Here is a 24,702-nt window from a genome sequence, read left to right on the forward strand (position 1 = left end):
TCTTTTGCCGTCGCCAGCCTACGACTGCAAAAAAAAGACGAGGCTCAAATGAATTCATGGCTCGATGGCTCCGATCTGATCGAACTCGCTCCGGGAAGTGCGCAAGCGACTGCCGATCGCTTGCCGGTTATTGCTCCCGTCATACCGAACAATACTGCTCCACGCCGTATCAGTATTTTTGGATTAGGCTACGTTGGGGCGGTATCGGCCGCGTGTTTCTCACGTACAGGCCACACGGTCATTGGGCTGGATACCAATGACATCAAGCGCCAGTGCTTTCGCGAGGGTAAGCCGCCGGTCGTCGAGGCAGGTCTTGACGATTTTATGCAACAAGGGGTCCGGTCGGGACGCTTGACGGCAACCGACGACGTCAATCAGGCGATACGCGACACCGACATCTCGCTGATATGCGTCGGGACGCCAAGCCGCGAAAACGGCAGTATCAATATCGATACCGTCTGCAGTGTCGTTGCGGAAATCGGACGTGCGCTTCGGGAAAAGCAGGGCGATCACCTTGTTATCGTGCGATCGACGATGATTCCGGGGTCGATGCGCAACACACTCATTCCGATTCTTGAGCGCGAATCCGGACGCCGCTGCGGTGAGGGGCTTTCCGTCGCATACAATCCCGAGTTTCTGAGGGAGAGCACGGCAGTCGCCGATTTTTTTGCCCCGCCAAAGACCGTTGTCGGTGCGGATGATCCGAGCGCCGCACTTCAGGTTGCGAACCTTTACGAGGGAATTCGCGCGCCGCTTTTCACGGTATCGTTCGAAGCCAGCGAGATGATCAAGTATGCGGACAACACGTGGCACGCGTTGAAAGTCTGTTTCGGAAACGAGATCGGAAATATCTGCCAGGCACTGAAGATCGATAGCTATGAATTGATGAACGTGTTCTGTTCCGATACAAAGCTCAACATCTCGCCGTACTACCTCAAGCCGGGTTACGCGTTCGGTGGCTCATGCCTGCCGAAGGATGCGCGCGCGTTGACATATCTCGCACGTCAACTCGACGTCGAGGTGCCGATCCTGTCCAACATTCTTCCCAGCAACCGCAATCAGATCGAAAGAGCGATCGCCAAGGTTGTTGCGTTCGGTCAGCGAGACATTGCTGTGCTTGGATTCAGCTTCAAGCCCGGTACCGACGATCTGCGTGAAAGCCCGCAGGTCGAGCTGATTGAGCGTCTGATCGGCAAAGGCTTCAATCTCAAGCTCTATGATCCAAGCGTCAATCTCTCGGCGCTGACCGGCGTGAACAGGCAATATATCGAGAAGGCAATTCCTCACATCGGCTCGATCATGATGACGTCGTTGCGGAAAACCGTCGTTGCGGCAGACGTCATCATTATTGGAAACGCGTCTGCTGAATTTCGCGGCATTGAACCGATGCTCAGCGAAGACCAGATCGTTCTCGATCTCGCCCGATTGTGGGAATCTCCAGACATGAAGGCGCGTTATGTCGGAATCAATTGGTGACCAGCGCCTTGTCAAGGATGGACGGCCGCTTCGCGTCCTGATCATTGTCGAGAATCTATCCGTACCTTTCGACCGACGCGTATGGTCGGAAGCGAAAACCATGGCGAAAGCCGGGTGTGTGGTCTCGGTGATTTGTCCGAAAGGGTTTAACGCACAAAAAAGCTATGAGCTGATCGACGGCGTTCACATTCATCGCCACGGGATGCCCTTCGAGGCCAAACGCGCATCAGGTTATCCGCTCGAATATGGCTGGGCGCTGGCTTGCGAGTTCTTCTTGAGCTGGAAAGTTCTTTTTGCTCGCGGATTCGATGTGATCCATGCGTGCAATCCGCCCGATACCATTTTTTTGATCGGCGGGTTCTTCAAGCTCTTCCTTGGCAGGATGTTCGTGTTCGATCATCATGACATCAATCCCGAGCTGTATGTATCAAAATTCGGCCGAAAGGATTTCTTCTATCGGCTGCTCGTTCTCCTTGAGAAGGTGACCTTCCAGACGGCAGATATCTCGCTTGCCACGAACGAATCCTATCGCAGGATTGCGCTGACTCGCGGTGGCATGCTCGATGAGAATGTCTTCGTCGTCCGCTCCGGCCCGGATCTCAATCGCATTCAAATCCTTCCGCCCAATCCGGAGCTGCGAAAAGGCCGCCAGTTTCTGGTCGGCTATGTCGGCGTCATGGGCGCACAGGAGGGGATCGATCTGCTGCTGAACGCTGTGAAGATGATCGTGGAGGATTTCAGGCGATCGGACATTCATTTCGGGCTTGTTGGCGGAGGTCCTGCACTCGAAGAAATGAAGACGCTGGCGAAAACGCTCGGTGTGCAGGACTTCGTTACGTTTACTGGCCGCGCCAGCGACCATGATCTGTTTGAAATGCTGAACACGGCGGACGTCTGCGTCAATCCTGACAAAGCTGACGAAATGAATGACAAGTCCACCATGAACAAGATCATGGAATACATGGCATTGAGCAAGCCGATTGTTCAGTTCGATCTGACAGAGGGACGTGTCTCCGCTGCTGATGCCTCGCTATATGCCCGACACAACGATCCGAGGGACATGGCGAGCAAGATCATCGAACTTCTTGACGATCCGGAACGTCGCGCAGCAATGGGCGCCTTCGGCCGGCAGCGCATTGAACGGGATCTGTCCTGGGAGCATGAGGCGCCGAAGCTACTCGGAGCTTACGCTGCACTGATCAAGAACAAGACCAACCGGCCCAAGGCTGAAACGCCGGTCGCTGCGACCCCGCAAGCCCGCTAGGATGTCTGTCGATATGGCAGGTTCGCTCGGTAAACTTGGATGGTACGCCAACCGATTGCGGGCCATGAGCGTGCCGGAGTTGGGTCATCGGTTACGTGAGGCCGGAAAGCGCCGTGTGTCCGCGATGCGGTCATACGATTACTCAGAGTTTGCGGCCAAGGCCACCGATCTGCCGTTTCTCTCAATCGATACGAACCGGCTGCCATTGATCGACACCGATACGCGCTCGCTTTGGCGGTCTGTCGCACCAACCGCGATGGCACCTGGGATCTATCGCGCGCTCGGTTATGATTTCAAGTTATCCAGGGACATGGACTGGCATCTTGATCCCGTCTCGGGATTGCGCTGGCCGGATAACATCTATTGCTTCGACATCGATTACCGGCATGATCGCCAGCGCGGTGATGTGAAACTGGTCTGGGAACTCAATCGACTTCAGTTCGTGCCGGTGATCGCGGCGCTGTCCCGGCTGGAGAACGATGATGTGATGGCTCAGTCTGCGCTCGATCTGATCGAGAGCTGGATCGACGCTAACCCGCCGTTCAAGGGCATTAACTGGATATCCGGGATCGAACTTGCTTTGCGTGTTGTCTCAATCCTGCTGACAATAGGGCTGGTTGGCCGGGAACGAGTTGGCGCGCGGCTTTCACGGAAGATCAGGGGTTGCCTGGCTGCGCATGCGTACTGGCTTAAGCGTTTCCCCTCGCGCTATTCGTCTGCGAACAATCATCTGATCGCAGAGGAGGCGGCACTCTTCATTCTGGGAACACTCTGGCAAGGATCCGCAATCGATCCGCTGGAAGCGCGGGATATGCTGATCGCTGAGGCCTTTCGTCAGATTCACGACGATGGCGTGGGTGCGGAACAGTCACCGACATACACCGCATTCACATGCGAGTGGTACCTTCTCGCATTCATCGTTGCGGAAGCGGCCGGCGTTCCGTTTCCGGATGACGCCATTGCGCGCATCGCTGCTGCCGGAGAACATCTACGATGGCTGCTTGATGGCACGGGGAATCATCCGCGCATCGGCGATGACGACGAAGGCCGCGTCATCGCGTCCGGCGCAGGCCATGAACCCCTTTATCTGGCATCAATCGTGAGCGGGATCGCGGCCGCGACAGGCCGCCGGGATATCGTTGCGGATCGCGGTGTTCCCCAGCTGCGAAATCTTCTTCTCGGCTGGTCCGACGATGCGTCCGATTCATGCATAGGGACGCGTACATTCGAGCGTGGAGGATATACGATCTCCAGAGGCCGAATGGGTGGGCGAGAGTCGCTGGCGGTGTTCGACCATGGCCCGCTCGGCTATCTGTCGATTGCGGCGCATGGTCATGCTGATGCCTTGTCGTTGATGCTGCATCTCGACGCAAAGCCGGTGCTCGTTGATGCCGGAACATATCTGTATCATTCCGGCGGCAGTGTCCGCGATCGTCTACGTGGCACGATGGCTCACAATACACTCTGCATCAACGGAACGGATCAGAGTGAAGTTTCCGGCGCGTTCAACTGGCGGCGCAAGGCTGTATCGAAGTATCTTGGTCTCCGCGAGATCGACCATGGCGTCCATGTTTCGGCTCAACACGACGGATATGTTTGCGACTATGGACTGACATGTGAGCGCGCGGTAACCATCGACACCAGCGGATTGACGGTGACGGACAGGTTGCTTGAGACCGGAGGCGAAGTGTCAAGGCCGCTGACCTCAATCAGCATTGATTTTCTGCTTCATCCGGAATGCTCGGCAAAAATTGAGGGAGCAACCATCGTCGTCACGCGTGATGGCGAGATGCTGATGCATGTCTCTGCTGGGCCAAGCGTCTCAGTTACGCTTGAAAGCGCGGAGTATTCGCCGGCGTTCGGGGTCATGGAGAGCTCGACGCGTATTGTGTTTCATGCAAATGACCTGAAAGCGCGGGAATTCCGCACGCGGGTCGACGTTCAGCCTGTCGCCATTTCGGTGAACGATGGTTCGCCGGCTTTACAGCCGGATCAGGCGCCAACCCCGAATCTGGCGAACGCAGGTCTCTGATGAAAAACCTGAATGTCGTCCTTTATTTCGGCGCCAATCTCGTGCCCCGCCTGTCGACATTTGTCCTGCTTCTGGTCCTGACCCGATTGCTGTCGATGGACGACTACGGGATGTTTGCCCTTATCGTTGTCACAGGCGAAATTCTCGACATGGCAACGGGTGGATGGGTACGGCTGTTTGTACTGAGCAGCGAAAGCAAGGACCGTGTGCCGTCCGCAGGCAGGCTTGGTCGCGCACTTGTTCTGACTGTCGTGTCCTGCGTACTCTCCTTGCTCGGCGCACTGCTGCTGTCGGTCGTCCAGCCCAGTCTGTCCGGATGGTTCACAGTCGCCGTTGCTGTTTATGTGCTGGCCTTCGCTGTCTTGCGGCTCGGTTTAACGCTGTTGCAGACACAGCAGCGTCATGGGCTTTACGCAGGCGTCGAGATCGCGCGGGGCATTCTGTCGCTCGCATGCGGAGTGGGCGCTGTCCTAGCGATTGAACCGACGTTCTTTGCCGCGTCGCTCGGAATTTCCCTGACAACACTCGCTCTTGGAGGGCTCGCCTGTGGGGTGGCTTTCCGCGATCTGCCGTGGCCCTATTTCCCGCGTCAGGGTTATCGCGCTGCTCTGTTATTCGGAGTTCCGATCGTATCGGTCACGCTGCTGGCGCAGACGGTCGGCTGGCTCGATCGCTTCATTCTCAACCATGCCCTTGGGCCCGCGAGCGTGGGCCTCTATGCGGCTGCTTATGCGCTGGCTAGGCAGCCGGTCGAACTGTTCAGCGGCTCGCTTAATCCGTATCTGTTTCCGATGCTTGTCCGCAGTTATTCATCTGAAGGACGAGAGGCGGCCGGCCGCGTTCAGAGCGGCAACATCCTGACGCTGGTTCTCCTGTGCGGAGCCGTGGCGGCCGGGATTGCGCTGCTTGCGCAGCCATTTGCTGAACTGGTCTTGCCGGAGGCTTATCGCGTTGAGGCCGCACGGGTCATGCCATGGATTGCGTTCGCAACACTGTTCGCAAGCCTGAAGAATTTCTGCTTCGACAATGCTTTCTACATCACGAAGAAAAACTGGCAGCAGTTAGTAAGCATGGCTCCGCCTGCGGTGATCTCCCTGTTTCTTGGGTTGCTTTTGATCCCGCGAGGTGGCCCGCAGGCTGCGGCCATGATCGCAGCGTTTTCATCCTTCGTTTCGCTTGCGGGCAGCGCGTTTCTCTCCACGCGCCTGTTGCCGTTTACTGTGCCATGGCGGGCTATCGCGGGGCTGACAATTTCGTTTAGTCTCGCTTCGGCAGCAACCCTTGGCACCCGCGCGCTTCTGGGCGGACAACTGCCGCTGATCATATTGTTCGGCGGAGCCGCGACGTTCATCGCGGTTTATGCGTCAACGCTCTCTGTATCCGGATTTGCGCTGGTGCGGATGCTTGACCGGCCGTGGGAAATCTGGCGCGAGCAATCTGCTGCGACAGCTACCGCTGAGCCAGTATCGTACTGAACAAGGCGAGATAGCTGCTGATCGCTGTCTGGGCATCGAATGTACGTGCGCGTGCGATCCGCGAGGTGGGATCGCCGGGGTCTGCCAGAACCTGGTTGATTGCCTGGGCGAGCGCATCGATGTCGCCATTGTCCACGAGCGTGCCGATGCGCCCGTGCTCCAGAATTTCGTCCGGGCCGCCACTCCGTGTCGACACCACCGGAAGTCCCGATGCCAGCGCTTCGACGACCACATTGCCGAAGGCCTCCCTGCGCGACGTCAACGCGAAACATCGAGCCTGCGCATAGCAAGGCCACGGGTTATCGCGATAACCCGGAAGTTCCAGCCTGTCTGCGGCGCCCAACTGCTTTGCGCGTGCCAGAAGATTGTCCCGTTCGGGGCCTTCGCCAAAGATCACGACGCGTGCATCTGTGTGCAGACGGGGGAGCACCTCGACCAGCGCCGCAAAATTCTTTTCCGGATTGAGTCTGCCGACGCCGAGCACGACGGGCGGACGCTGAATCAGGTCGCTAAGACTGGCCGGAATGGCGTTCCCAACCGATACCGGATTGTAGATGCGCGTCAGCTTGCCATGTGGCGCTTTCCAGTCGTCCCGGAGATGCTCGAGCAACCCGTCGGATACGCAAACGACAGCGTCGGCGCGCCGCGCGAGCCACGGCGCGAACGAATAGGACATGTGGCCGAGCCGGCCGCGTCCGACGTCGGAGCGTCCGTGATACGAAAGTACAATCCGGGACTGGCCGCCCGCGAACAGACGGGCCAAGGAAAGCTTGACGTTCGCCGCGCCGCCGATCGCGAGCACGACGTCCGGTTTTTGTGAGTGCAGGAATCCGGCGAGGGCGAACACGGAGCCGGCATGTGAACTTCCGAGTACGCGTATTGGTACACCAGCATCGATCAGCGCCCGGTTTTCAGATGCCTCGAAATCAACGAGCAGGGTGGTGTGCCAGCCAGCTTTAAAGAAACCGGATGCCAGCAGGGCAGCCACACGTTCCGCGCCACCCCTGTTCAGGGCCGGCACGTAAACCGCCACGTGTTTTGATTGAATAACCATCAATTTGACCATGCACGGTTAAGGTAAATGTCCGATTTATCGCTGGTTGCTTATCGGCTGCGGTACATAGGCGTGTTCGCCAAATCAGGGGAAAACCGATGACAGTTCTAGACGTCGCGCGCGGTGCATATGTCCGGTTGCCGCTATCGACGCGAGCCCATCTCGGCCGCTTCCTTCAGTACGTGCCAACTTCGATCAAATTCGGCAAGACATATCGTCATTGGCGTGGCGTGATTGATCGCGCAAAGACGGATGCCGATTTTGTCCGGTCCTATCGCCAGCAGGCGCTTGGTGAGGTGGTTCAATTGGCGATCCGGAATGCGCCTTACTACACCCGTACACTCAAGCCTGTGATCGGTCATATCGCGCCTGGCGAATTGCTGGGAAGCGAGGCCTGGTCTCGATTGCCCGTCCTTTCACGGCAAACCGTACTCGACCATCGCGATGAGATGTGTACCGTTCCGCTCGATCGTCTCGACCGCGCATCGACCGATGGATCGTCCGGCGAACCGCTGTCGATCATGCTTGATCGCAATCGCAGTCCGATCGAGTACGCCTTCATTCACGATGCGTGGTCAAGGACCGGATTCACGGCGCATGACTGGCGTTGCGTCTTTCGCGGATTTGATTTGATCGACGATACAAATTCTCACATGGAGATCGAGCCGGCGCTGAAAGAATTGCGGTTCTCGGTTTTTCATCTCGATGACGCGACACTGGCGTCCTATCTGGCTACTATTCGCGAAAAGAATATCAAGTTCATTCACGGCTATCCTTCCGCGATAACGATGTTCGCCCAATATTTGCTTCGGATCGGCGCATCGCCGTTGCGGCAGATTCGTGGAGTCCTCCCGATTTCAGAAAAACTGTTTCCACATCAGCGAGATCTCTTCGCGCAAGTTTTTGATCAGGCGATGATCGTGCCCTTCTACGGATTGAGCGAGAAGGTCGCGTTCGCAGTCGAGCGGGTTGGCGAGCCGGACACATACGAATTTAATCCGATCTACGGTTACACCGAACTGGTGGATGACGACGGCCAACCCATCACCACGCCCGGTAAGACGGGTCGTATCGTGTCGACCGGATTGATGTTCAGGGGTATGCCGCTCATCCGGTACGATACACGCGATGCTGCTCAACTCGTCGAATTGCCGAGCGCGAGTAACGGATATCGGCTTGTTATGAATCACCTGGCGCCGCGGCGAAGCAGTGAATATATGGTGAGCCGCTCCGGATCTCTTATTCCCTTTAATGGCCTGTGCGTGCCGATTGATCGGCATGACCTGACGCGTGAAGTGCAGTTTTGCCAGCGCGTTCCTGGCGAGGTCGAACTCATGGTTGTCACAGAAGGCGGCCGGGAGCCTGACTTCTCGGATTATCTTTCGCGGATGGCAGAGCGAGCCGCCGGCGATCTTACAATTCACCTGAAGGTTGTGGACGAATTGCCGATGACGGGCAGGGGAAAGCGCAAGTTCATCGATCAGCGACTAACCATTCCTCGTATCATGTAAACTGGATGTTAGTTGCTATGGAGTCTTCGCGACCTGCAGATAAAGTTCGCGAAGCCGCTCTGCGAACGCCGATACAGTAAAATGCCGTTGATAGATTTGACGCGAGGCGGATTGCATCTCGCCCAAGCGAAACCGGTTGGTGGCGATTTCAAGTAATGCTGAGGCGATCGGCTCCGGCTCTCGCTTGACGAGAAGCCCGTTAACTCCGTCGTTCACAATGTCGCGGACGTTGCCGACGTCGGTCGCAACAAGGGCGGCGCCGGCACAGGTGCCCTCAATCAGGCTAAGCGGTAGTGCCTCGGTACGAGAGGGCAGGACGACCACATCGGCCTTTCGCATGTGGTCGAGCATTTCACTTGCTTCGATCCAGCCCGTGAAAGTCACCTTCTGATCGAGCCCTGCCTCGCGAGCCATATCCACAAAGTGCTGGACATCACCATTACCGGCAACTGTGCAGTACCAGTTCTCGGTTGTTTGCCGAAGGCGCGCGAGTGCCGGGATCAGCACATGCATACCTTTGTTTTCGGTCAGCAAGCCGGAAAAGAGGATCGCCAGTGAACCAGTGCTCTGCTTGGGCAGTACGAGATCGGCTGCGAAATCAGGTATTCCGTTAGGAACGATCGCGATCCGTTGGTGCTCAACGCCGATGCGTTCGAACGCTTTCGCATGGACCTTGCCGAGCGCGACAACGCAATCGGCCTGGTTGGCGATTGCGCTGAACAGCCGGCCCGGCACCGTGCGTGCGGTAACCTGATCCTCGATAAACTGGCCGTGGAAATGAACAATGGTCCGCGCGCCGAATGCCTTCGCGAGCTTCAGGATGGCATACTTGCGTGGTAGGCTTCCGCCAGTGGCGAAGTTTATATGGACCACGTGCGGCCGGAAGCGGTTTAGTTCGAATCCGATTTTCGCAAGGATGAGCGGAAACGTCGCAATCCAGCGGTTTCCGCGCGCATCGCCGCGCGACTGCTCAAAGCGCAGATCAATCCCCGGCACATTGTTGTCAGTGATGAACTGGCGGAAATAATGATAAAGCCGGTCGATGCCGCCCTTGCCCGAAGGACCAAAAGGCGTGACGCACAAAACTCGAACGGAGGACATTTTCGGAATTTCTTGCATTCGTCGCGTACCGCGGCGCTGCACATGGCGGAAACCAACAACCACCCATACGCACCGTTTGGTTAGCTAACTGTTAACGTGGATTGCTTACGGTTTATTTTCACTGGTCACCATAGCGCAGCTTTCCATGATCCGTTCCGGTTATGCCGTTACCGAGCAGAGCGACAGCCGTATTCTGTTGCGCATGCTTTACGTATCATTCGTCTTTTTTATCCTGCTAAGGATTGGACTTAACGCGCTCATTCTCAACCAGTTCGTCAATTATACAACGATCGAAGGATCTACGATCGAGAAGATCCACCCGGCGTTCTACGGGATTGGCCTGGTCGCACTAGCAGTCCTGTTAAATTATCGCATTGAGCTGAGCGAGCAGGATGTCGGAGTTCTGCGCGCGATTGTCGTTTTTCTGGCAGGCATTTGCGGCCTGCTTCTGATGCTCTCAGTGAGCGGTCAAAGTACGTCATCCGGCTATATCCTGGACACCTATATCGTCGCATGCATGGCGGCATTCGTCATGATGACGCTGCCAAATCAATGGCGATCGAGCCTCGGCGAGCTAATCCTTTTGTTTCTCATTCTGAGCGCAGCCGTCGGCATCGCTGAATTCGCGCTCAGGGCGCGCTTGCTGCCTTATGCCGCAGGTGAAGATGTCTTCCGCCCGACCGGACTCTCCGATCATCCATTGCAACTGGGCCAGTGGTGTGCCGTCGGCATTTGCTCTCTCAGCGTCGCGCGATGGAGGCCATCGTTCAAGCTGATGGGTGTTGTTATTCTGTTCGTGGGTGCTCTTGCATCCGGAGCGCGCATTGCAAGCGTCGCCGCCTGTGTTTCATGCATGTTATTTCTGATCCTCGAACCCATGCCAGCCCGATCGCGAGTCGATGCGATCCAGCGGAAAATGATGCTCGGGATCGCTGGGTTGATCGCTCTGATCGCCGTCATCGGCATTATGTTCGCCGCTGGCGCATTGAGTCGTTTCGAAGGAGGCTTCGTCGATCAAAGCTCTCTCGCGCGCGTGAGCATCTATGGCGTATTCGATTATCTGACATGGAAAGAATTCCTGTTCGGTGCCGATATCGCCCGAGTTCAACGGATAGCGCTCGACATTTTCGGATTGCCGTTCATCGAGAGTTCATTCGTTGTCTTCACCGTCCAGTTTGGTTTGATCGGTGCGATCTTGTTTGCGCTGCTGCTGGCCAACCTGTTTCGGGCGCTTCTGAAGGGACGATCGGCGATCGTCATGCTGGCCACGGTGATGTTTTTCGCGTTGGCGCTGACCAACAACGCGTTGTCGGTTAAATCGGCCGACATCCTGATGATCACGTTGTTGACGATGTGTGACCATGCCGCACGGTCCCGGCGCTGGATCTCGTGATGCGATGGCTTCTACGCATATTGGTGATAGTATACAGCGCGATGATGGTGACGGCAGCGCACGCCGCTGACAGCGTCAAGGTTTTTCAACGAGGGATTGGTGTACACCGGCCACTGAACTGGGCTTCTGTGTCGCCGCTTGACGGTTCCTTGTATGAGTGGCCGCCTTTTGCCACCGCAGACCACTTCGTTTCGGATGGGTTGATCGCAGCTGTTCGTGCGGCAGGATTTGATTTCGTTCGGCTAACAGTCGACCCGGGGCCGTTTCTCCAGATGACGGGTGAGCGGCGCGATGCGCTCGATACTATCTTGCTGACGACGATTCAGCGCTTCCGAGCGCGGCATCTGAGTGTGATCGTCAACTTCCATTCCAATTCTCAAGTTGCCGGATATCAACCTGAAACGATCTTCGTCGACGCTGAAAAGCCGCTGTTTGCAGCCTATATGGCTGCGATTGCCCGAACGGCGCAATTGCTCGCAGATATGAACGACCCGAACGTGGCGCTGGAGCCTGTCAACGAACCGCCCGCCGGCTACGACACGGCGACGGCGGCGCGCTGGCAGACGATGATGGAGGCGCTATATCGAGCTGTGCGCCGGGAGGCGCCGCGTCTGACCTTGGTCGTAACCGGCGCGCAAGGCGGCAGTTGGAGAGGGTTGGCGCTCCTCGATCCGGCTCCATTTCGCGACGAGAATGTTTTTTTCTCGTTTCACTATTATGAGCCTCATCTCTTCACACATCAGGGTGTTGAGTCATCGGAGCCGCGGGAGCGGTTCTGGCGTGACATGCAGGCGCTGCCTTATCCGGCGATCAAGGAAGCGGAGAGTTCTGCCATCCTTGCGGTGCAAGAGCGGATATCGGCAGATCCGGCTTTCTCCGCTGTCGATAAAGCCCGGCAGTCGATCGCAGCGAAGGCCGCGATCATTGCGTACTTTCGCGAGGGCTGGAATGCCAAGGTGGTAGACGTCGCTTTCGATAGCGTAGCGGCATGGGCTTCGCGCAATAACATCGACACCCACCGTATTCTGCTCGGCGAGTTTGGTGCGACACGTAGCAACCCGGCGTCGAATTCCGCAGGCGGAAGGGCGAGGGCGGCGTGGCTGCTGGACGTGCGCTGCGCCGCTGAGCGCCGGAAATTTCGTTGGTCGATTTGGGAGCTCAACGGAACCGGCGGTATGGCGATCATTGATCGTGCCGACGAAAACAGGCTGGATCGCACCACGCTGGACGCGCTCGGCCTTGTCACTCAGCTTCCAAAGCCCGGTTGCCCGTCATGACCGAGACGGCAGGCAGGCGTATGGTGACGATATGTCTCAACCGTGCGCGGTTGTGGCGATGGCAACAGGAGTTGGTGACGCGTCTCGCGCGCCATCCCAATATCAATCCAGTTGTCCGGCTGGTTGACGGGCCACCACCGCCGCTCGCATTCACGCTCCTCCTGATGCTGGAGAAATTTGCCTTTCGTCTCCACGACGATCATGCCTGCGACCTCCTCAGCGAGAAGGCATTTGAGCCCTATCTGGAAACGCGGGATGCAGCGGACAACGATCATGTGCTGGATTTGACCGGGCAAACTGCGAATGGTGCTTTGCCAGATATCAAGGTCCTCTATGACGGAGCAGCTTCGGATGATGCAGCTTTGCTGGCTGTGCTGGATGCGCGTAGCCCTGTGTTGACGATTGTCGACGCTACGGGGCGGGAAATCATCTCAGGGCTGCCTGCCGTTGAAGACAAGACGGTTGCGGTGCGGGCGCTTGACACGATTTTCTCGGCGCTTTTGCAGCTGTGTGTAAAGGCTGTGACCGCTCCGTTGACGAGCGACGCACAGCCATCGCCGAGATTGCTGACGGCAAAAGCAATTCACTCAGGTCTGCCGCTGTCATTTGGTGCAGTAGCACTCGCGGGCAAGTTGAACGCCCGCATTGCGCGGCTCTGTCACGAAGCGCCGCGATGGTTCGTGGCGTGGCGGCAGATAGACGCAACGGAATCCAAAACGTCTTTGCCGAGCGCAAGCGCTTACCGTCGGCTGGCCGACGATGGCGGGCGCTATTATGCCGATCCATTTTTGTTCGTGGCGGATGGGCAGACGCATCTCTTCGTTGAAGAGTACGACATGGCGTCGGGAAAGGGATTGATCTCGACGTCGTTGTTGGCATCCGACGGTTTCGAACGACCAAGACCTGTTCTCGAGACGCAAGTTCATTTGTCCTATCCGCATGTCTTCGCGCATGCTGATGCGATATGGATGATCCCGGAATCCTTGCAGTCGAGAACGGTCGATCTTTATCGTGCTGAAAGTTTTCCCGACCGTTGGGTTCATGAAGCAACCCTGCTCGAAAATGTCGAAGCTTCAGACGCGACCGTTTGCCAACACGGCGGGCTGTGGTGGATGTTCGCGGCCACACGAAGCTGGCGCGGTTCAAATTGGGATACGCTCAGTGTTTTTTGGGCCCCTGAACTCGCAGGCCCATGGCAGCCGCACGCTGGAAATCCCATTCTCGTGGACCATCGCTGCGCTCGCCCCGCCGGCGATTTCTTTCACCACGATGGCGCATTGTGGCGACCCGCGCAGGATTGCTCGGAAGGCTATGGCTCGGGCCTGGCGTTTTGCCGAATCGACGCGCTGGACAGGGAGGTTGTCCGCCAGAGCATGCACAATACTGTGCGGCTGCGGGATGGAGGAGTGGAGCGCGGGCCGCACAGCCTGAACCGGACGAGTACGATCGAGGCCATCGACCTTTACGGCACTTCAGCCTGAGGATTTCGCGAAGGGCGGAGTTATCCGCGCTGCATAAGGCCCATTATTCAAGCAATATTAACCATACCGGGTCAAGCTCCGTGCAAGCTCGGAGTGTTGGTTCGGGTGACCTTGTTGCGTTCAGGTAGTCTCATGCGTATGCGGCCAAGTTCGTCATTCTCGATGCGCTCAGCAGGTGCTTGCGCATGACAATGGCAATCGACACGCGCGAGGCGCCGGCTGCTGTCATTGATTTTCGTGGCCTTGCGACCGCCTTTGGCCGCCGCAAAAAGCTCATCGCAGCAATCACCGGGACATGCGCGCTGTTGGCGCTTGCAATTGCTCTCTTCATGACCCCGCGATACGTTTCGCAGATCAAAATTCTTATCGATCCGCGCGGACTTCAGATTCTGCCAAACGACCTTAGCCCTGCCGCGGCGTCCGCCGACGCGACGTTTGCGGTGGTCGAGAGCCAGGTCCAAGTCATCACGTCGACCGAAGTGCTTGAGAAGGTCGTTACCAAGCTCAATTTGACCAGAGATCCGGAATTCGTAGCGGGTGAGGGTGGGGACTCGGCTGGGTCATCCTCCGAGGGGGATGCGCGTATCAGAGCCGCGCTTCGCACATTGCGGAAACGAATCGACGTTCGCCGGCCTGACCGCACATTTGTCCTCGACGTTTCAGTGTGGACGTCGTCGTCGCCCGAGAAATCGAAACAGATCGCCGATGCAATTGCTCAGGCCTATCTCGAGGTGCAAGTGCAGATGCAAACCGAGGCGGCGAGCCGAACGGCGAAAGCGCTTGAATCGCGCCTGAGTACGTTACGACAGAATCTGACGAACGCAGAGAAGCAAGTTGAAATCTATCGCATTCAGAACAATCTGGTCGGCGGGCAGGGGAATTTCCTGAGCGAGAAGGAACTGAGCGATCTGATCAATCAGCTTTCCGCACAGAGAATACGCGGAGCCGAATTGCTGGCGCGGATGGATATTCTTCGCAAACGCAACGTGACCAATCCGCCGATCGACACCATCGCAGAAGCACTTCAGTCTCAAACGATGTTCGATTTGCGGGCGCGTTACGCTGAGGCGAAGAAGGCCGAGACTGACAGCGCGGTGTCGCTTGGTCCTTTACACCCGGCCGTTATCACGGCGCGCGCGCAGGTTCGGCAGATTCGCGAACTCATCGACGTCGAGCTTGCGAGAATCCAGCGCAGTCTCGAAACCGAATATCAGCGGACCAAGGCTGTTGAAGGCGAACTCAATAGGCAGATCATCGCGGCGCGGCAAGTTTCGGCGTCGGGACAACCACCCGTTCAAAAACTGAAGGATCTGGAGAACGACGTCGCGGCGCAGCGCGTCGTCTATGAAACGCTGCAACGTCGCGCGAAGGAAGTTCGCGAAGAGGGGATGCTCGACCGGACAAACTCTCGCGTCATTTCTCCGGCGGCCATCCAGCCCGCGCAGTATGTCATTCCTCGAACTCTGGTGGTCGGGGGCGGATTTGTCATCGGTCTACTTGCAGGGATCTTTACTGCGGCTTTTCTCAACCAGTTCGACGGTGGCACCGCTGGCGTCCGTGGCGACAGGGATTTATACGAGCGCACAGGTGTGTTCAATCTGGCCACCGTTTCCCGCAAGGCAATTGTGGCCGCGAGCCGCGCGGATCCGGCGGCTGCGCCCGTTCGTGTGGACGGGCTCGGCGAACTGCCGGCCATACTCACTCAGGCGTTGGAGAAGTCGCCCGGCGCGATCCTCATTCTCGGGGCAAACGACCCCGCCGCAAGCTGCGCATTCACGCTGGCGCTGGCCAAACAGTTTGCTCAACGTGGTATGCATGCTTTGACGGTCGATGCGACGGAGACCATGCAGCTTTCCAAACTGCTTGGTCTTGAGGGTAGACCCGGATTCTTTGACGCGATGCGAAGTCCGGTGGCGTTGGGTGAGCTGGAAGTCGCGATCGGTGAACTTCGCGTTCTTCCGGCCGGCGCACGCGGCAGGTCCGAATCTTCACCTCAGACGGCGCTCTCGACGCAGAATGGCTGTGCTCTTGCTTACAACGGCACAACTCTGATCGACGGGGGAGCCGTCGACGATCAGGATTTCGCGTCTCTTCTTTCCGTGGTGGGAATCATTCTGGTGGTGGTTGACGCCAACAAAACCCAATATGACAAGGTTCTGAACGCGCTGCGAACAATGAATCCTTACCAGACGCGGTTGGTCGCGACTGTGCTGCAAACGTAGCGTTGTGAGTAGTGTCACGTAGCCACAAGCGGCCAATCAGACACAATCGTGAAGCTCGTCATCGCATCGGTTTGACGCAACAGCGCCAGTCGGTCGATCGATACCGATTTTAGATCCAGCGCAGCAAAACGCTTTGCCAGGATGTCCAGTACTGCCGTGCGCCGCTGGGCCGGAAGGTAACCCGTCAGCGTCATATGAAAACGGAAATCTTCGAACACGTAAGGATAGCCCCAGCGATCCAGGTGCATAACTTGTACATCCGTCAACGCGGACACGTTGCGCCGGTCGCGATCCTCGGGTGTCAGCGGTGCGCGGAAATCGTCAAAGGACGTCACGCAATCGGCGGCAAGTTTTTGCAGGTCAGGACAAGGGTCGCGTGGTACGATTGCGATAAATCTCCCGATGGCGCGAACAACGGGTGTAATCTGTGGGATCGTATGCGGCGTGCGCGCAAATTCCTGCATGGCTCTGGCAAGTTCGTCTTCAGTCTTGCCGGGGTGGAGGGTTATTGGGGCCTTCAGCGTGGCGTGAAAACCGTATTTGCGCGGATCGACGGTGAGCTGTTTCCAGCCTTCAATCTCCGCTTCGATGCCATTGGTAAAGGGCAGCGGCTTGCCCGAGTACGCATCGTACCCGAGCAGGTCCGCGCCGAAGCGATAAAGCGCATTCTGTGCTGAAGGTACAAAGTAGATGGCGTAGCGGGGATATTGCGGCATGCGAGTCCTGAGTAACCGCTTGCTCAGGCCGGTTCAACCCTGCGCGAGGTGGGTGCTGTCGACAAAATCCGCCGCGGTTCTGTTAGATGAACCATATGGCCGCCGGCAATTGCGGCAACGACTCGAGGTCTGAGCGGTTCCTGCGCATCAACAAGAATGATGTCGGCGCGTTTCCCGACGGCGATTTGGCCGCGATCGTGGAGACCTGTTGCCGCCGCAGGAGCACCGGAGATCAGTGCCCAGGCTTGCGGCAGAGGCAGAGTGTTATTTGCGGCTAGCAGGAACGCCGCGAGCAGGGGGGCCGGGTAGTAATAGTCCGAAGCCAGAATCGAGCACAGACCCTTGCTCACCATGTCGGCCGCGCTGGTCCAGCCGGTATGGCTGCCGCCGCGCACGACGTTTGGCGCTCCGAACACGGTGAAGTCGCCGCCGTCGATGGCCGCACGGGCGGTTTCCTCGTTGATCGGGAATTCGGCGATATCGATGCCCAAGTCGCGGAAGCCAGTACGCTGATCCGGCGATTCATCGTCATGGGACAGCAATGGAATGCTATGGTCGCGGCCGATGGACGCGAGCCGTGTAATTGAGTTCGGAACGTCGCCCGCGCGGGCCATGACTCGCTCGACCAGTTTGTCGAACTCACCTTCGCTGAGACCGGAGCGCTCTACCATGCGGGCGCGCTTCTTCGGGTTGCTCATCGACGCGGCGGTCATATGCATGTGATCGTTGAAGGCGAGGAGGTCGATGCGTCCGGCAGCCAGCCAGTTGGCAATGGTGGGCTCGGCGTCAAGGTTGAACGTCTCCTGCCGTAGATGAAAGCGTGTGTCAGCGGCAAGCCGAGGCTGCATGGCTTCGATTGCATCGAGCAAGCGGTGCGCGTTCTCGGTCCCGCGCAGGCCGGGTTCCCAGGACCACGTGGTAGCGTGGAAGACCGTCGTGATGCCGTTGGCAATCGCCTGACGGTCGCTGTCGACCAGCGCCACATCGATCGGGAAATCCACACCGGGGCGGGGCATCATCTGGCGTTCGAAAGCGTCGCCATGCATATCCACGATGCCCGGCAGGGCGATCAGGCCATCGCCGTTGAGGCGAAGGGAAGCTGCACCGCTACGCGATGAAATTTCCGCAATTTTTCCGTTTGCGACGTGAATGGATGCGTCGACAAGATCGCTTCCGACCAGCGCTTCGCCGCCTTCGATCAAGATGTCCGTCATGTGTCAGCTGCTTTCAAGGTCTGCTCTATTGGTGCGGTATGCCGATACTTTTCGATGAAGTCTTCAACCGGTAGAGTCCTGAAATCCGGCAATGCGGATCGCAAGCGATCGTGCCCCCAGTTCCACCATGCCAGCGTCATCAGTTCATCCGCCGCGCGTTCCGAGAACCGCCGCCGGATCAGCTTGGCGGGATTTCCACCGACGATCGTGTAGGCCGGCACGTCCTTGGTGACGACGGCTCCGGCTGCAACCACGGCGCCAGTCCCGATGCAGCGGCCCGGCAGGATAATGGCGCCATGGCCAATCCATACGTCATGACCGAATGTCACGTGGTGACTGCGCCGCCACGCGAAGAACTCGGCCTCATCGGGCTCGCCGGGAAAATAGGCGCTGGCGCGATAAGAGAAGTGCGCTTGCGCCGCGCGATGCATCGGATGATTGCCGGGATTGATCCTTGTCATCGCGGCGATTGAGCAGAATTTTCCGATGGTCGCGTAAGCGATCTGACTGTCATTTACGACGTAGGAGTAATCGCCGAGCGTGACTTCGTGCAGGATCGTGCGCGCGCCAATTTCGCAATAGGCGCCCGCGTTGCTGTCACGCAGGGTCGCGGTCGGATCGATGAAGGGGTGAGCGGATAGGATCTTGCCGACCATGAACGGCTTTTCTCGGGAGAGGTGCTGCGCCCGGCGAGAGCCGGTGCATTGGCGAGGAGGTCAACATCTCTTCATGCCGTTTCGTGACGACATCGTGAAAATTGGATGACGGAGAGCATTTCGTCACAGCACCCGCAATTTCGGGGGAGAGCAACCGCCTCAAGCAGGTATGTCACACAACTGTAGGAAACCCACGCTAGCGAGAGGGGAGCATACTTGGACGGAGTCGGCGCATGCTTGAGGTGGACGGATTAACGTGCCGGTTCGGCGCGAAGACGGCCGTCGATAATGCGTCTTTCTCGATTGAACCTGGCCGTTTTGTCGGTGTGATCGGCCGGTCTGGTGCCGGAAAATCGACGCTGCTGCGGATGATCAACCGGCTTGAGAAGCCGACCGGCGGGCGAATCCTGTTCGAAGGTGTAGATGTGACTGCCTTGCAGGGCCGCGATTTGCGCCGCTGGCGCGCGCGTTCGGCAATGATCTTTCAGCAATTCAATCTGGTCGGGCGGCTTGATGTTCTGACCAACGTCCTGATGGGGCGCCTCGCAGGCGTACCCCAGTGGCGGTCGTTGATCCAGCTTTGGCCGCAGGACGACAAGGCGATTGCTATTTCCGCTCTCGAGCAGTTCGATATGATGCCGATGGCCGCGCAGCGCGCCGACCAGCTTTCTGGCGGTCAGCAGCAGCGTGTGGCGATCGCCCGTGCGCTGGTTCAGCAACCCGATATTATTCTGGCGGATGAGCCGATTGCGTCGCTAGATCCGCGCAACACCCGCATCGTGATGGATGCGCTGCTGCGCATCAACAAGCATTTCGGCATCACGGTGATCTGCAATCTCCACTCGCTCGATTTGGCGCGGACATACTGCGACCGCCTGATCGGCATGTCTGCGGGCCGTATCGTGTTCGACGGCGCCCCAGCGGCACTCACCGACACGATCGCGCGCGAACTCTACGATCTCGAAGCTGGCGAAGTGATGGACGAGACCCCGGACTTTGTGCCCGGAACACTGGCACCGGCTTTTGAAACTGCCGCGGTTGCATAATCGTGCCGATGTCGTGAAGCGGTCTTTGGATTGCGTCATGCTTTGAGTCATCACATTCGACCCTGAACCCTACGATAACCGACCACAGAGGACATCATGATCAATCGCCGTATCGTTATTGCGGGCGCTGCCGCGCTCGCTTTAAGCGCCACTGCTGCTTCCGCTCAGGACTGGAAGGCCAGGTATTCCGAACTCACTTTCGCGGTTGTCCCCGCCGAGAACGCGTCCGGCGTCACTGAGCGCTGGGCGCCGTTCATTTCTTATCTGAGCAAGGAACTTGGCGTGAAGGTGAACCTTCGCATCGCCAATGATTATGCAGCGGTCATTGAGGGTCAACGCACCGGAACCATCCACATTGCGAGCTACGGTTCGGCGGCGTTCGCCCGCGCGCGCCTCACCGGGGTCAAGACCGATGCGTTTGCGCACGACCGCAACATCGACGGTACCACCGGCTACTATTCGATGTTCTTCGTTCTGGCGAAGGGGCCTTACAAGAATATCGACGATCTCAAGGGTAAGAACCTCGGCTTGGTCGATCCGAATTCGACCTCCGGCAACAATGTTCCGCGCTTTGAACTGAACAAGATGCAGATCACCGACGCGGAATCGTATTTCGGCAAGGTGGTGTTCACCGGTAGCCATGAAAATGCACTGCTGGCGCTTTCGCAGGGGACGGTCGATGTCGCCGCCAACCAGTGGACCGCTGATAACGACTCGACCCTCTCCCAGATGCTGATCAAGGGCATGCTAAAGAATGCGGACGGCTCGGCGATGAAGAAGGAAGATTTCCGCATCGTCCAAAAATCGGCGCCGATCCTGAACGGCCCATATGCGATTCTGGCCGATATGCCGGCTGATCTGAAGGCGAACATCGAGAAGGCCTTCTTCGAAGCGCCCGCCAAGGATAAGGTGGCTTTCGACAGGCTGTCCGACGGACAGAAGAAGGACTTCGCCCCGGCCACGACCAAGGATTGGGATGGCATGATCGAACTGATCAAGTTCGTCGACAGTCTTCGCAAGAAGAAGGCATCCTGACTGACGAAGGGCCGGACAGATTGCCTATTCGGCCCTTCTTCTTTCGCTCATAGAGCAGTTTCATTTTGACAATCAGTCTTTCCAGCTATCCGCCCCAGCAGATCGCGGCGCTCCAGGCTGCGTATGACGGCGCTATCTCTCGCAAGCGTCTGCGCTTTGTGGCGGGTCTTGTCGTATTTGTCGCACTACTGATCGTTGCGGGTTTTGGCGCCGAGGTGGCGCCGAAGACATTCATCGAGAAGATCGGAAACTTTGTTGGTTACTTCGACCGCATTCTGAACCTCGACACAGGCCAGCGGGTCTGGACCGATCCTGCCGAATGGTTCTGGGGCTGGCAAAAATGGCTTAAGCTGCTCGCAGAAACGCTGCTGCTGAGCTATGTAGGCACCACCATTGGCGCACTGGGCGCATTTGTCCTCAACTTCCTCGCTGCCGCCAACCTGTCGCCGCATCCGGTTCTGCGGTTTGTTGTGCGTAGGTCGCTGGAATTCTGCCGCACGGTTCCCAGTATCGTGTTTGCGCTGATCTTCGTGATCGCCTTTGGTCTTGGGCCGATGGCCGGCGTACTAGCCATCGCGATTCATTCGATAGGCGCGCTGGGCAAGCTCTATTCCGAGCAGGCCGAAAATATCGACATGAAGCCGCTTGAGGGTGTCCGCTCCACCGGTGCGAGCTGGATGTCTGCCGTTCGGTTTGCCGTGTTGCCGCAAGTAATGCCGGGGTTTGCGAGCTACACATTGCTGCGGTTCGAAATTAACGTGCGCGAGGCGTCTGTGATGGGCTTTGTCGGTGCCGGTGGCATCGGTCAGGAGCTGGTCGCGGCGGTGCGCAAGTTCTTTTACTCCGACGTCAGTGCCATTCTGCTGATGGTCATCGTCACCGTGTTCGTCATCGATATCTGCACTGGTTGGCTGCGCGGGCGGCTGTTCGGATCGGAGCAGCGCGCATGACACCGGCGGCCAGAGATCCGAAGGAGCTTGCGATTCAATATCCGGACCTTTTCCGGGGATCGCATACCGCCCGCCTGAAGATGCTCGCCGTCGGGTTGGCTGCTATCGCGCTGTTTTTCTTCGGCTGCTGGTATCTTGAATTTTCGATTGACCGCCTGGTTACGGGCTTCAGGCAACTTGGCTGGTTCGTCACACTGATGATCCCTCCGGATCCCGGTACGTCGTTTCCCACCTATCTCGTGGCGATGGGGGAAACGCTGTCGATCGCTTTTCTGGGATCGCTGCTGGCGGCGATATTAGCGCTGCCGGTCAGCCTGCTGGCGGCGCGGAACATCATTCCGTCCATTTTCCTTCGTTTTCCGGTTCGCCGCTTTCTGGATTCGGTCCGCGGCGTCGATACACTGATCTGGGCGCTGGTCTGGATCAATGTGGTGGGACTCGGACCGTTCGCCGGTGTACTGGCGATTGCGACCTCGGATTTTGGCGCGTTCGGAAAGCTTTTCTCCGAGGCTATCGAAGGTGCGGACCGCAAGCAGGTCGAGGGCATTCGCGCAGCGGGCGGCAGCAAACTACAGGAAATTCGTTTCGGCCTGATGCCGCAGGTTCTTCCTGTCCTAGCGGGCCAAATTCTCTACTTCATTGAATCCAATACGCGCTCGGCCACCATCATCGGCATTGTCGGCGCTGGTGGCATCGGGTTGCAACTGGCCGAACAAATCCGCGTGCTGGAATGGCAGAAGGTCTCGGCCTTGATCCTGATGATCTTGGCGGCGGTCGCGGTGATTGATTTGATCTCAAACCGGCTGCGCTTTGCGATCATTGGCCGCGCCGGTGAAGCGCATCACTGACTTTTATGCCTCATTTATTCTCGATCACGAACTGGACGCGCTCCGCCGCAAAGCGTGCGCGAGTGGTGAGCAGGGGCGTTCCGTTCGGCTCCGCATCCAGGCTATCAGCGACCAGCACGGGGCGGCCAAGGGCGAGATCAAGCCGGGTCGCATCGGCTGCGTCGGCGATGGAGGCTGAGACGTTGGTCCATTCGCGGCGGTAGTCGCGCACGCCAAAATGTGCGAGTAGCTTGGTCATTGAGCGGGTCTTCTCATAGACCAGCCCCCCGTCGGTGAAACGGTTCGCATCCAGCCAGGTGGTTCCGAGGCATATTGGAATGCGGTTCGCCATCCGCAAAGCGTCAATCCGAAGCAACGGCGCATCCGTCTTCAGCCCGAGCCGCTTGGCCAGGTCTCGTGTCGCCGGTTCGACCGACGCGCTCAGTAACTGACCACTGGCCTCAAGGCCGCCAGCACCGACAATCTCAGAGAAGCGTGTACGCGAGCGTAGTGGGTAAGCGATGCGTGGCGCTTCGACGTAAGTGCCGCTGCCGCGCTCTGCACGAACCAGTCCGCGTTCGGCCAGCGCCGCCAGCGCGCGCCGCACCGTATGGCGGTTAACGCGATGGATCTCCGCAATTTCCAGCTCACCGGGCAGGCGCGTATCGCGGGCATAGGTTCCGTCGGCGATAGATTGCTCGATGGAATCCGCGACACGGCGCCATAACGCAACACCTGTGGCAGTTTCTCCCGACAGACTCATGGCCGCGACAGCATGGTTGGGCGGCCAATTCCAGGCGCTGTGAAAATCATGTCGACGTCACCAGTTTGTCATGGCGCTGCGTTACGAAGTTGTCTACTAACATAGACAACTTGGAATCGGCAAGCTGGACATGATTCAACCACACGCCACATCGCAAATCGGCCGTCGCGACGCGATGTCCGTGCTCGCGCACGCCCCGACGGAGCGGATTCTGGCCTGTTTCGAAGCGCTCGATGTTCCGTCTTATGAGATGGCCCGGCAACCCGAGAGCGGACTTGTCATGATTCAAGGGCGGATCGGCGGTGACGGCGCGCCGTTCAACCTCGGCGAGGCTAGTGTTTCCCGCGCGGCGGTGCGACTGGCCTCCGGTGAACTTGGCTTCGGCTATGTGCTGGGGCGGGACGGCGAGAAGGCGCGGCTGATCGCCCTGTGCGATGCGCTCATCCAGAACAGCGGCCTCAAGGCCGACGTCGAACAAAAGGTCATTGCGCCGTTGCGTCGTGAACTTGAAGGCGCACGATCCCGGCAGGCGGCAGAGACAGCGGCGACGCGGGTCGATTTCTTCACCTTGGTGAGAGGAGAGGGTTGATGATGACACTTCGCGCCAGCCTTGGGTCCACCGATGGCTTTGCAGATCCGGTGCAATCGTCGCAATCTGTATTCCGCAGCGTGATGAATGCGCTGGCGCATCCCGGCTCGGTTCAAACCGTAGCCGAGGCAGTTCATGCACCGTCGCCCATGATGGCTGCCACTGCCGCCGTCTCGTTGGCCCTGTTCGACCACGACACGCTGATCTGGATTGATGATCGCTTTTCAGCCGAACCCGCGATGGATGCATGGCTGCGGTTTCAGACAGGTGCCCCGCTGACAGGCGATGCATCCCGCGCCGCGTTCGCCCTGATACAGGATGGTACGGCATTGCAGGATTTCAAGAAATTTGCGCTCGGGACGCCGGAATACCCTGATCGTTCAACCACGCTGGTGATTCAGGTCGATACGTTGACGGAAGGATCGGAACTGATCCTGAGCGGTCCTGGTATTCGTGGCACGTCCACATTGCGCGCGGGCACTCTGCCTTTCGATTTCGTCGCGCGCATGCAGGCCAACCACGCGCTGTTTCCGCGCGGTGTTGATCTGCTGCTGGTGTGCGGAGCTGAGCTGGTGGCGCTGCCGCGTAGTACGCACGTTGCTACGATGGAGGCCTGATCC

At 58.2% G+C, this 24,702-nt stretch carries 21 protein-coding genes and 1 pseudogene; 16 read left to right on the forward strand and 6 right to left on the reverse strand.

The genetic code is table 11. The features are described 5' to 3' along the window. Window positions 1-48 precede the first annotated feature (48 nt). Genes AC1Q6J_RS16075 through AC1Q6J_RS16090 form a run of 4 tightly spaced genes read left to right on the forward strand, consistent with a single transcriptional unit; the run spans window position 49 to window position 6,247 of the window. On the forward strand, window positions 49-1,476 hold the full coding sequence (locus AC1Q6J_RS16075; protein ID WP_492280215.1) for a nucleotide sugar dehydrogenase: 1,428 nt from the start codon (window positions 49-51) through the stop codon (window positions 1,474-1,476). Further along, on the forward strand, window positions 1,457-2,740 hold the full coding sequence (locus tag AC1Q6J_RS16080; protein ID WP_492280216.1) for a glycosyltransferase family 4 protein: 1,284 nt from the start codon (window positions 1,457-1,459) through the stop codon (window positions 2,738-2,740). Before AC1Q6J_RS16075 ends, AC1Q6J_RS16080 begins: the two co-directional genes overlap by 20 nt. A 13-nt stretch (window positions 2,741-2,753) precedes the next feature. Continuing rightward, window positions 2,754-4,772 carry a heparinase II/III domain-containing protein gene (locus AC1Q6J_RS16085; RefSeq protein ID WP_492280217.1) on the forward strand — a complete coding sequence of 673 codons (2,019 nt, stop codon included), beginning with the start codon at window positions 2,754-2,756 and terminating at the stop codon, window positions 4,770-4,772. After that, the gene (locus AC1Q6J_RS16090) at window positions 4,772-6,247 is read left to right on the forward strand and encodes a lipopolysaccharide biosynthesis protein (RefSeq protein ID WP_492280218.1); all 1,476 of its coding nucleotides are present in this window, start codon (window positions 4,772-4,774) and stop codon (window positions 6,245-6,247) included. Before AC1Q6J_RS16085 ends, AC1Q6J_RS16090 begins: the two co-directional genes overlap by 1 nt. Here AC1Q6J_RS16090 and AC1Q6J_RS16095 read toward each other — a convergent pair. Beyond that, entirely contained in the window at window positions 6,222-7,301 is a 1,080-nt protein-coding gene (locus AC1Q6J_RS16095) for a glycosyltransferase (protein ID WP_492280219.1), read from the reverse strand. The genes AC1Q6J_RS16090 and AC1Q6J_RS16095 overlap by 26 nt on opposite strands. Window positions 7,302-7,606: 305 nt before the next feature. Here AC1Q6J_RS16095 and AC1Q6J_RS16100 point away from each other — a divergent pair, with 305 nt between their 5' ends. Then, complete coding sequence (locus AC1Q6J_RS16100; protein ID WP_492280220.1) at window positions 7,607-8,812, forward strand: phenylacetate--CoA ligase family protein; 1,206 nt, start codon at window positions 7,607-7,609, stop codon at window positions 8,810-8,812. Between the two features lie 15 nt (window positions 8,813-8,827). Here AC1Q6J_RS16100 and AC1Q6J_RS16105 read toward each other — a convergent pair whose 3' ends face one another. Beyond that, complete coding sequence (locus AC1Q6J_RS16105) at window positions 8,828-9,976, reverse strand: glycosyltransferase family 4 protein (protein ID WP_492280221.1); 1,149 nt, start codon at window positions 9,974-9,976, stop codon at window positions 8,828-8,830. Window positions 9,977-10,058: 82 nt separating this feature from the next. On the opposite strand from AC1Q6J_RS16105, the gene AC1Q6J_RS16110 reads away from it, so the two are divergent. The 5 genes and pseudogenes from AC1Q6J_RS16110 to AC1Q6J_RS16130 all read left to right on the forward strand — a co-directional run bounded on the left by AC1Q6J_RS16110 (window position 10,059) and on the right by AC1Q6J_RS16130 (window position 16,286). Continuing rightward, window positions 10,059-11,306 (forward strand): VpsF family polysaccharide biosynthesis protein, encoded by a 1,248-nt coding sequence (locus AC1Q6J_RS16110; RefSeq protein WP_492280222.1) that lies wholly within the window; start codon window positions 10,059-10,061, stop codon window positions 11,304-11,306. 41 nt (window positions 11,307-11,347) lie between these two features. Beyond that, window positions 11,348-12,583, forward strand: a complete 1,236-nt coding sequence (locus tag AC1Q6J_RS16115; RefSeq protein ID WP_492280223.1) for a glycoside hydrolase family 5 protein — start codon at window positions 11,348-11,350, stop codon at window positions 12,581-12,583. Continuing rightward, window positions 12,580-14,064 carry a glucosamine inositolphosphorylceramide transferase family protein gene (locus AC1Q6J_RS16120; protein WP_492280224.1) on the forward strand — a complete coding sequence of 495 codons (1,485 nt, stop codon included), beginning with the start codon at window positions 12,580-12,582 and terminating at the stop codon, window positions 14,062-14,064. The genes AC1Q6J_RS16115 and AC1Q6J_RS16120 overlap by 4 nt, the downstream gene beginning before the upstream one ends. A 191-nt stretch (window positions 14,065-14,255) precedes the next feature. Beyond that, window positions 14,256-14,510: pseudogene (locus tag AC1Q6J_RS16125) on the forward strand (Wzz/FepE/Etk N-terminal domain-containing protein); the annotation flags it as partial. Window positions 14,511-14,543: 33 nt separating this feature from the next. After that, entirely contained in the window at window positions 14,544-16,286 is a 1,743-nt protein-coding gene (locus AC1Q6J_RS16130) for a GumC family protein (RefSeq protein WP_492280284.1), read from the forward strand. A 14-nt stretch (window positions 16,287-16,300) separates the two neighbouring features. Here the strand turns inward: AC1Q6J_RS16130 and AC1Q6J_RS16135 are convergent, their stop codons facing one another. The 3 genes from AC1Q6J_RS16135 to AC1Q6J_RS16145 are packed head-to-tail and all read right to left on the reverse strand — an operon-like array spanning window position 16,301 to window position 18,872. Beyond that, entirely contained in the window at window positions 16,301-17,002 is a 702-nt protein-coding gene (locus AC1Q6J_RS16135) for a DUF1045 domain-containing protein (protein WP_492280225.1), read from the reverse strand. Window positions 17,003-17,025: 23 nt separating this feature from the next. Further along, the gene (locus tag AC1Q6J_RS16140; protein ID WP_492280226.1) at window positions 17,026-18,216 is read right to left on the reverse strand and encodes an alpha-D-ribose 1-methylphosphonate 5-triphosphate diphosphatase; all 1,191 of its coding nucleotides are present in this window, start codon (window positions 18,214-18,216) and stop codon (window positions 17,026-17,028) included. Further along, window positions 18,213-18,872 (reverse strand): LbetaH domain-containing protein, encoded by a 660-nt coding sequence (locus tag AC1Q6J_RS16145; RefSeq protein ID WP_492280227.1) that lies wholly within the window; start codon window positions 18,870-18,872, stop codon window positions 18,213-18,215. The genes AC1Q6J_RS16140 and AC1Q6J_RS16145 overlap by 4 nt, the downstream gene beginning before the upstream one ends. Before the next feature lie 233 nt (window positions 18,873-19,105). Here AC1Q6J_RS16145 and phnC point away from each other — a divergent pair, with 233 nt between their 5' ends. The 4 genes from phnC to phnE (AC1Q6J_RS16165) all read left to right on the forward strand — a co-directional run bounded on the left by phnC (window position 19,106) and on the right by phnE (AC1Q6J_RS16165) (window position 22,751). Further along, window positions 19,106-19,918 (forward strand): phosphonate ABC transporter ATP-binding protein, encoded by an 813-nt coding sequence (gene phnC, locus AC1Q6J_RS16150; protein ID WP_492280228.1) that lies wholly within the window; start codon window positions 19,106-19,108, stop codon window positions 19,916-19,918. A gap of 96 nt (window positions 19,919-20,014) precedes the next feature. After that, a complete protein-coding gene (gene phnD / locus AC1Q6J_RS16155) occupies window positions 20,015-20,953 on the forward strand; it encodes a phosphonate ABC transporter substrate-binding protein (protein WP_492280229.1) in 939 nt (312 codons plus the stop codon). Between the two features lie 65 nt (window positions 20,954-21,018). After that, window positions 21,019-21,903: a phosphonate ABC transporter, permease protein PhnE gene (phnE, locus tag AC1Q6J_RS16160; protein ID WP_492280230.1), complete on the forward strand. Its 885-nt coding sequence runs from the start codon at window positions 21,019-21,021 to the stop codon at window positions 21,901-21,903. After that, complete coding sequence (phnE, locus tag AC1Q6J_RS16165) at window positions 21,900-22,751, forward strand: phosphonate ABC transporter, permease protein PhnE (protein ID WP_492280231.1); 852 nt, start codon at window positions 21,900-21,902, stop codon at window positions 22,749-22,751. The genes phnE (AC1Q6J_RS16160) and phnE (AC1Q6J_RS16165) overlap by 4 nt, the downstream gene beginning before the upstream one ends. A 10-nt stretch (window positions 22,752-22,761) precedes the next feature. Here phnE (AC1Q6J_RS16165) and phnF read toward each other — a convergent pair whose 3' ends face one another. Next, on the reverse strand, window positions 22,762-23,493 hold the full coding sequence (gene phnF, locus AC1Q6J_RS16170; RefSeq protein ID WP_492280232.1) for a phosphonate metabolism transcriptional regulator PhnF: 732 nt from the start codon (window positions 23,491-23,493) through the stop codon (window positions 22,762-22,764). A 130-nt stretch (window positions 23,494-23,623) separates the two neighbouring features. On the opposite strand from phnF, the gene phnG reads away from it, so the two are divergent. Further along, on the forward strand, window positions 23,624-24,082 hold the full coding sequence (gene phnG / locus AC1Q6J_RS16175; protein ID WP_492280233.1) for a phosphonate C-P lyase system protein PhnG: 459 nt from the start codon (window positions 23,624-23,626) through the stop codon (window positions 24,080-24,082). Next, window positions 24,082-24,699: a phosphonate C-P lyase system protein PhnH gene (gene phnH, locus AC1Q6J_RS16180; RefSeq protein WP_492280234.1), complete on the forward strand. Its 618-nt coding sequence runs from the start codon at window positions 24,082-24,084 to the stop codon at window positions 24,697-24,699. Before phnG ends, phnH begins: the two co-directional genes overlap by 1 nt. Window positions 24,700-24,702 lie beyond the last annotated feature (3 nt).

The organism is Afipia sp. MLSD5-FHT05B12, assembly GCF_058793355.1.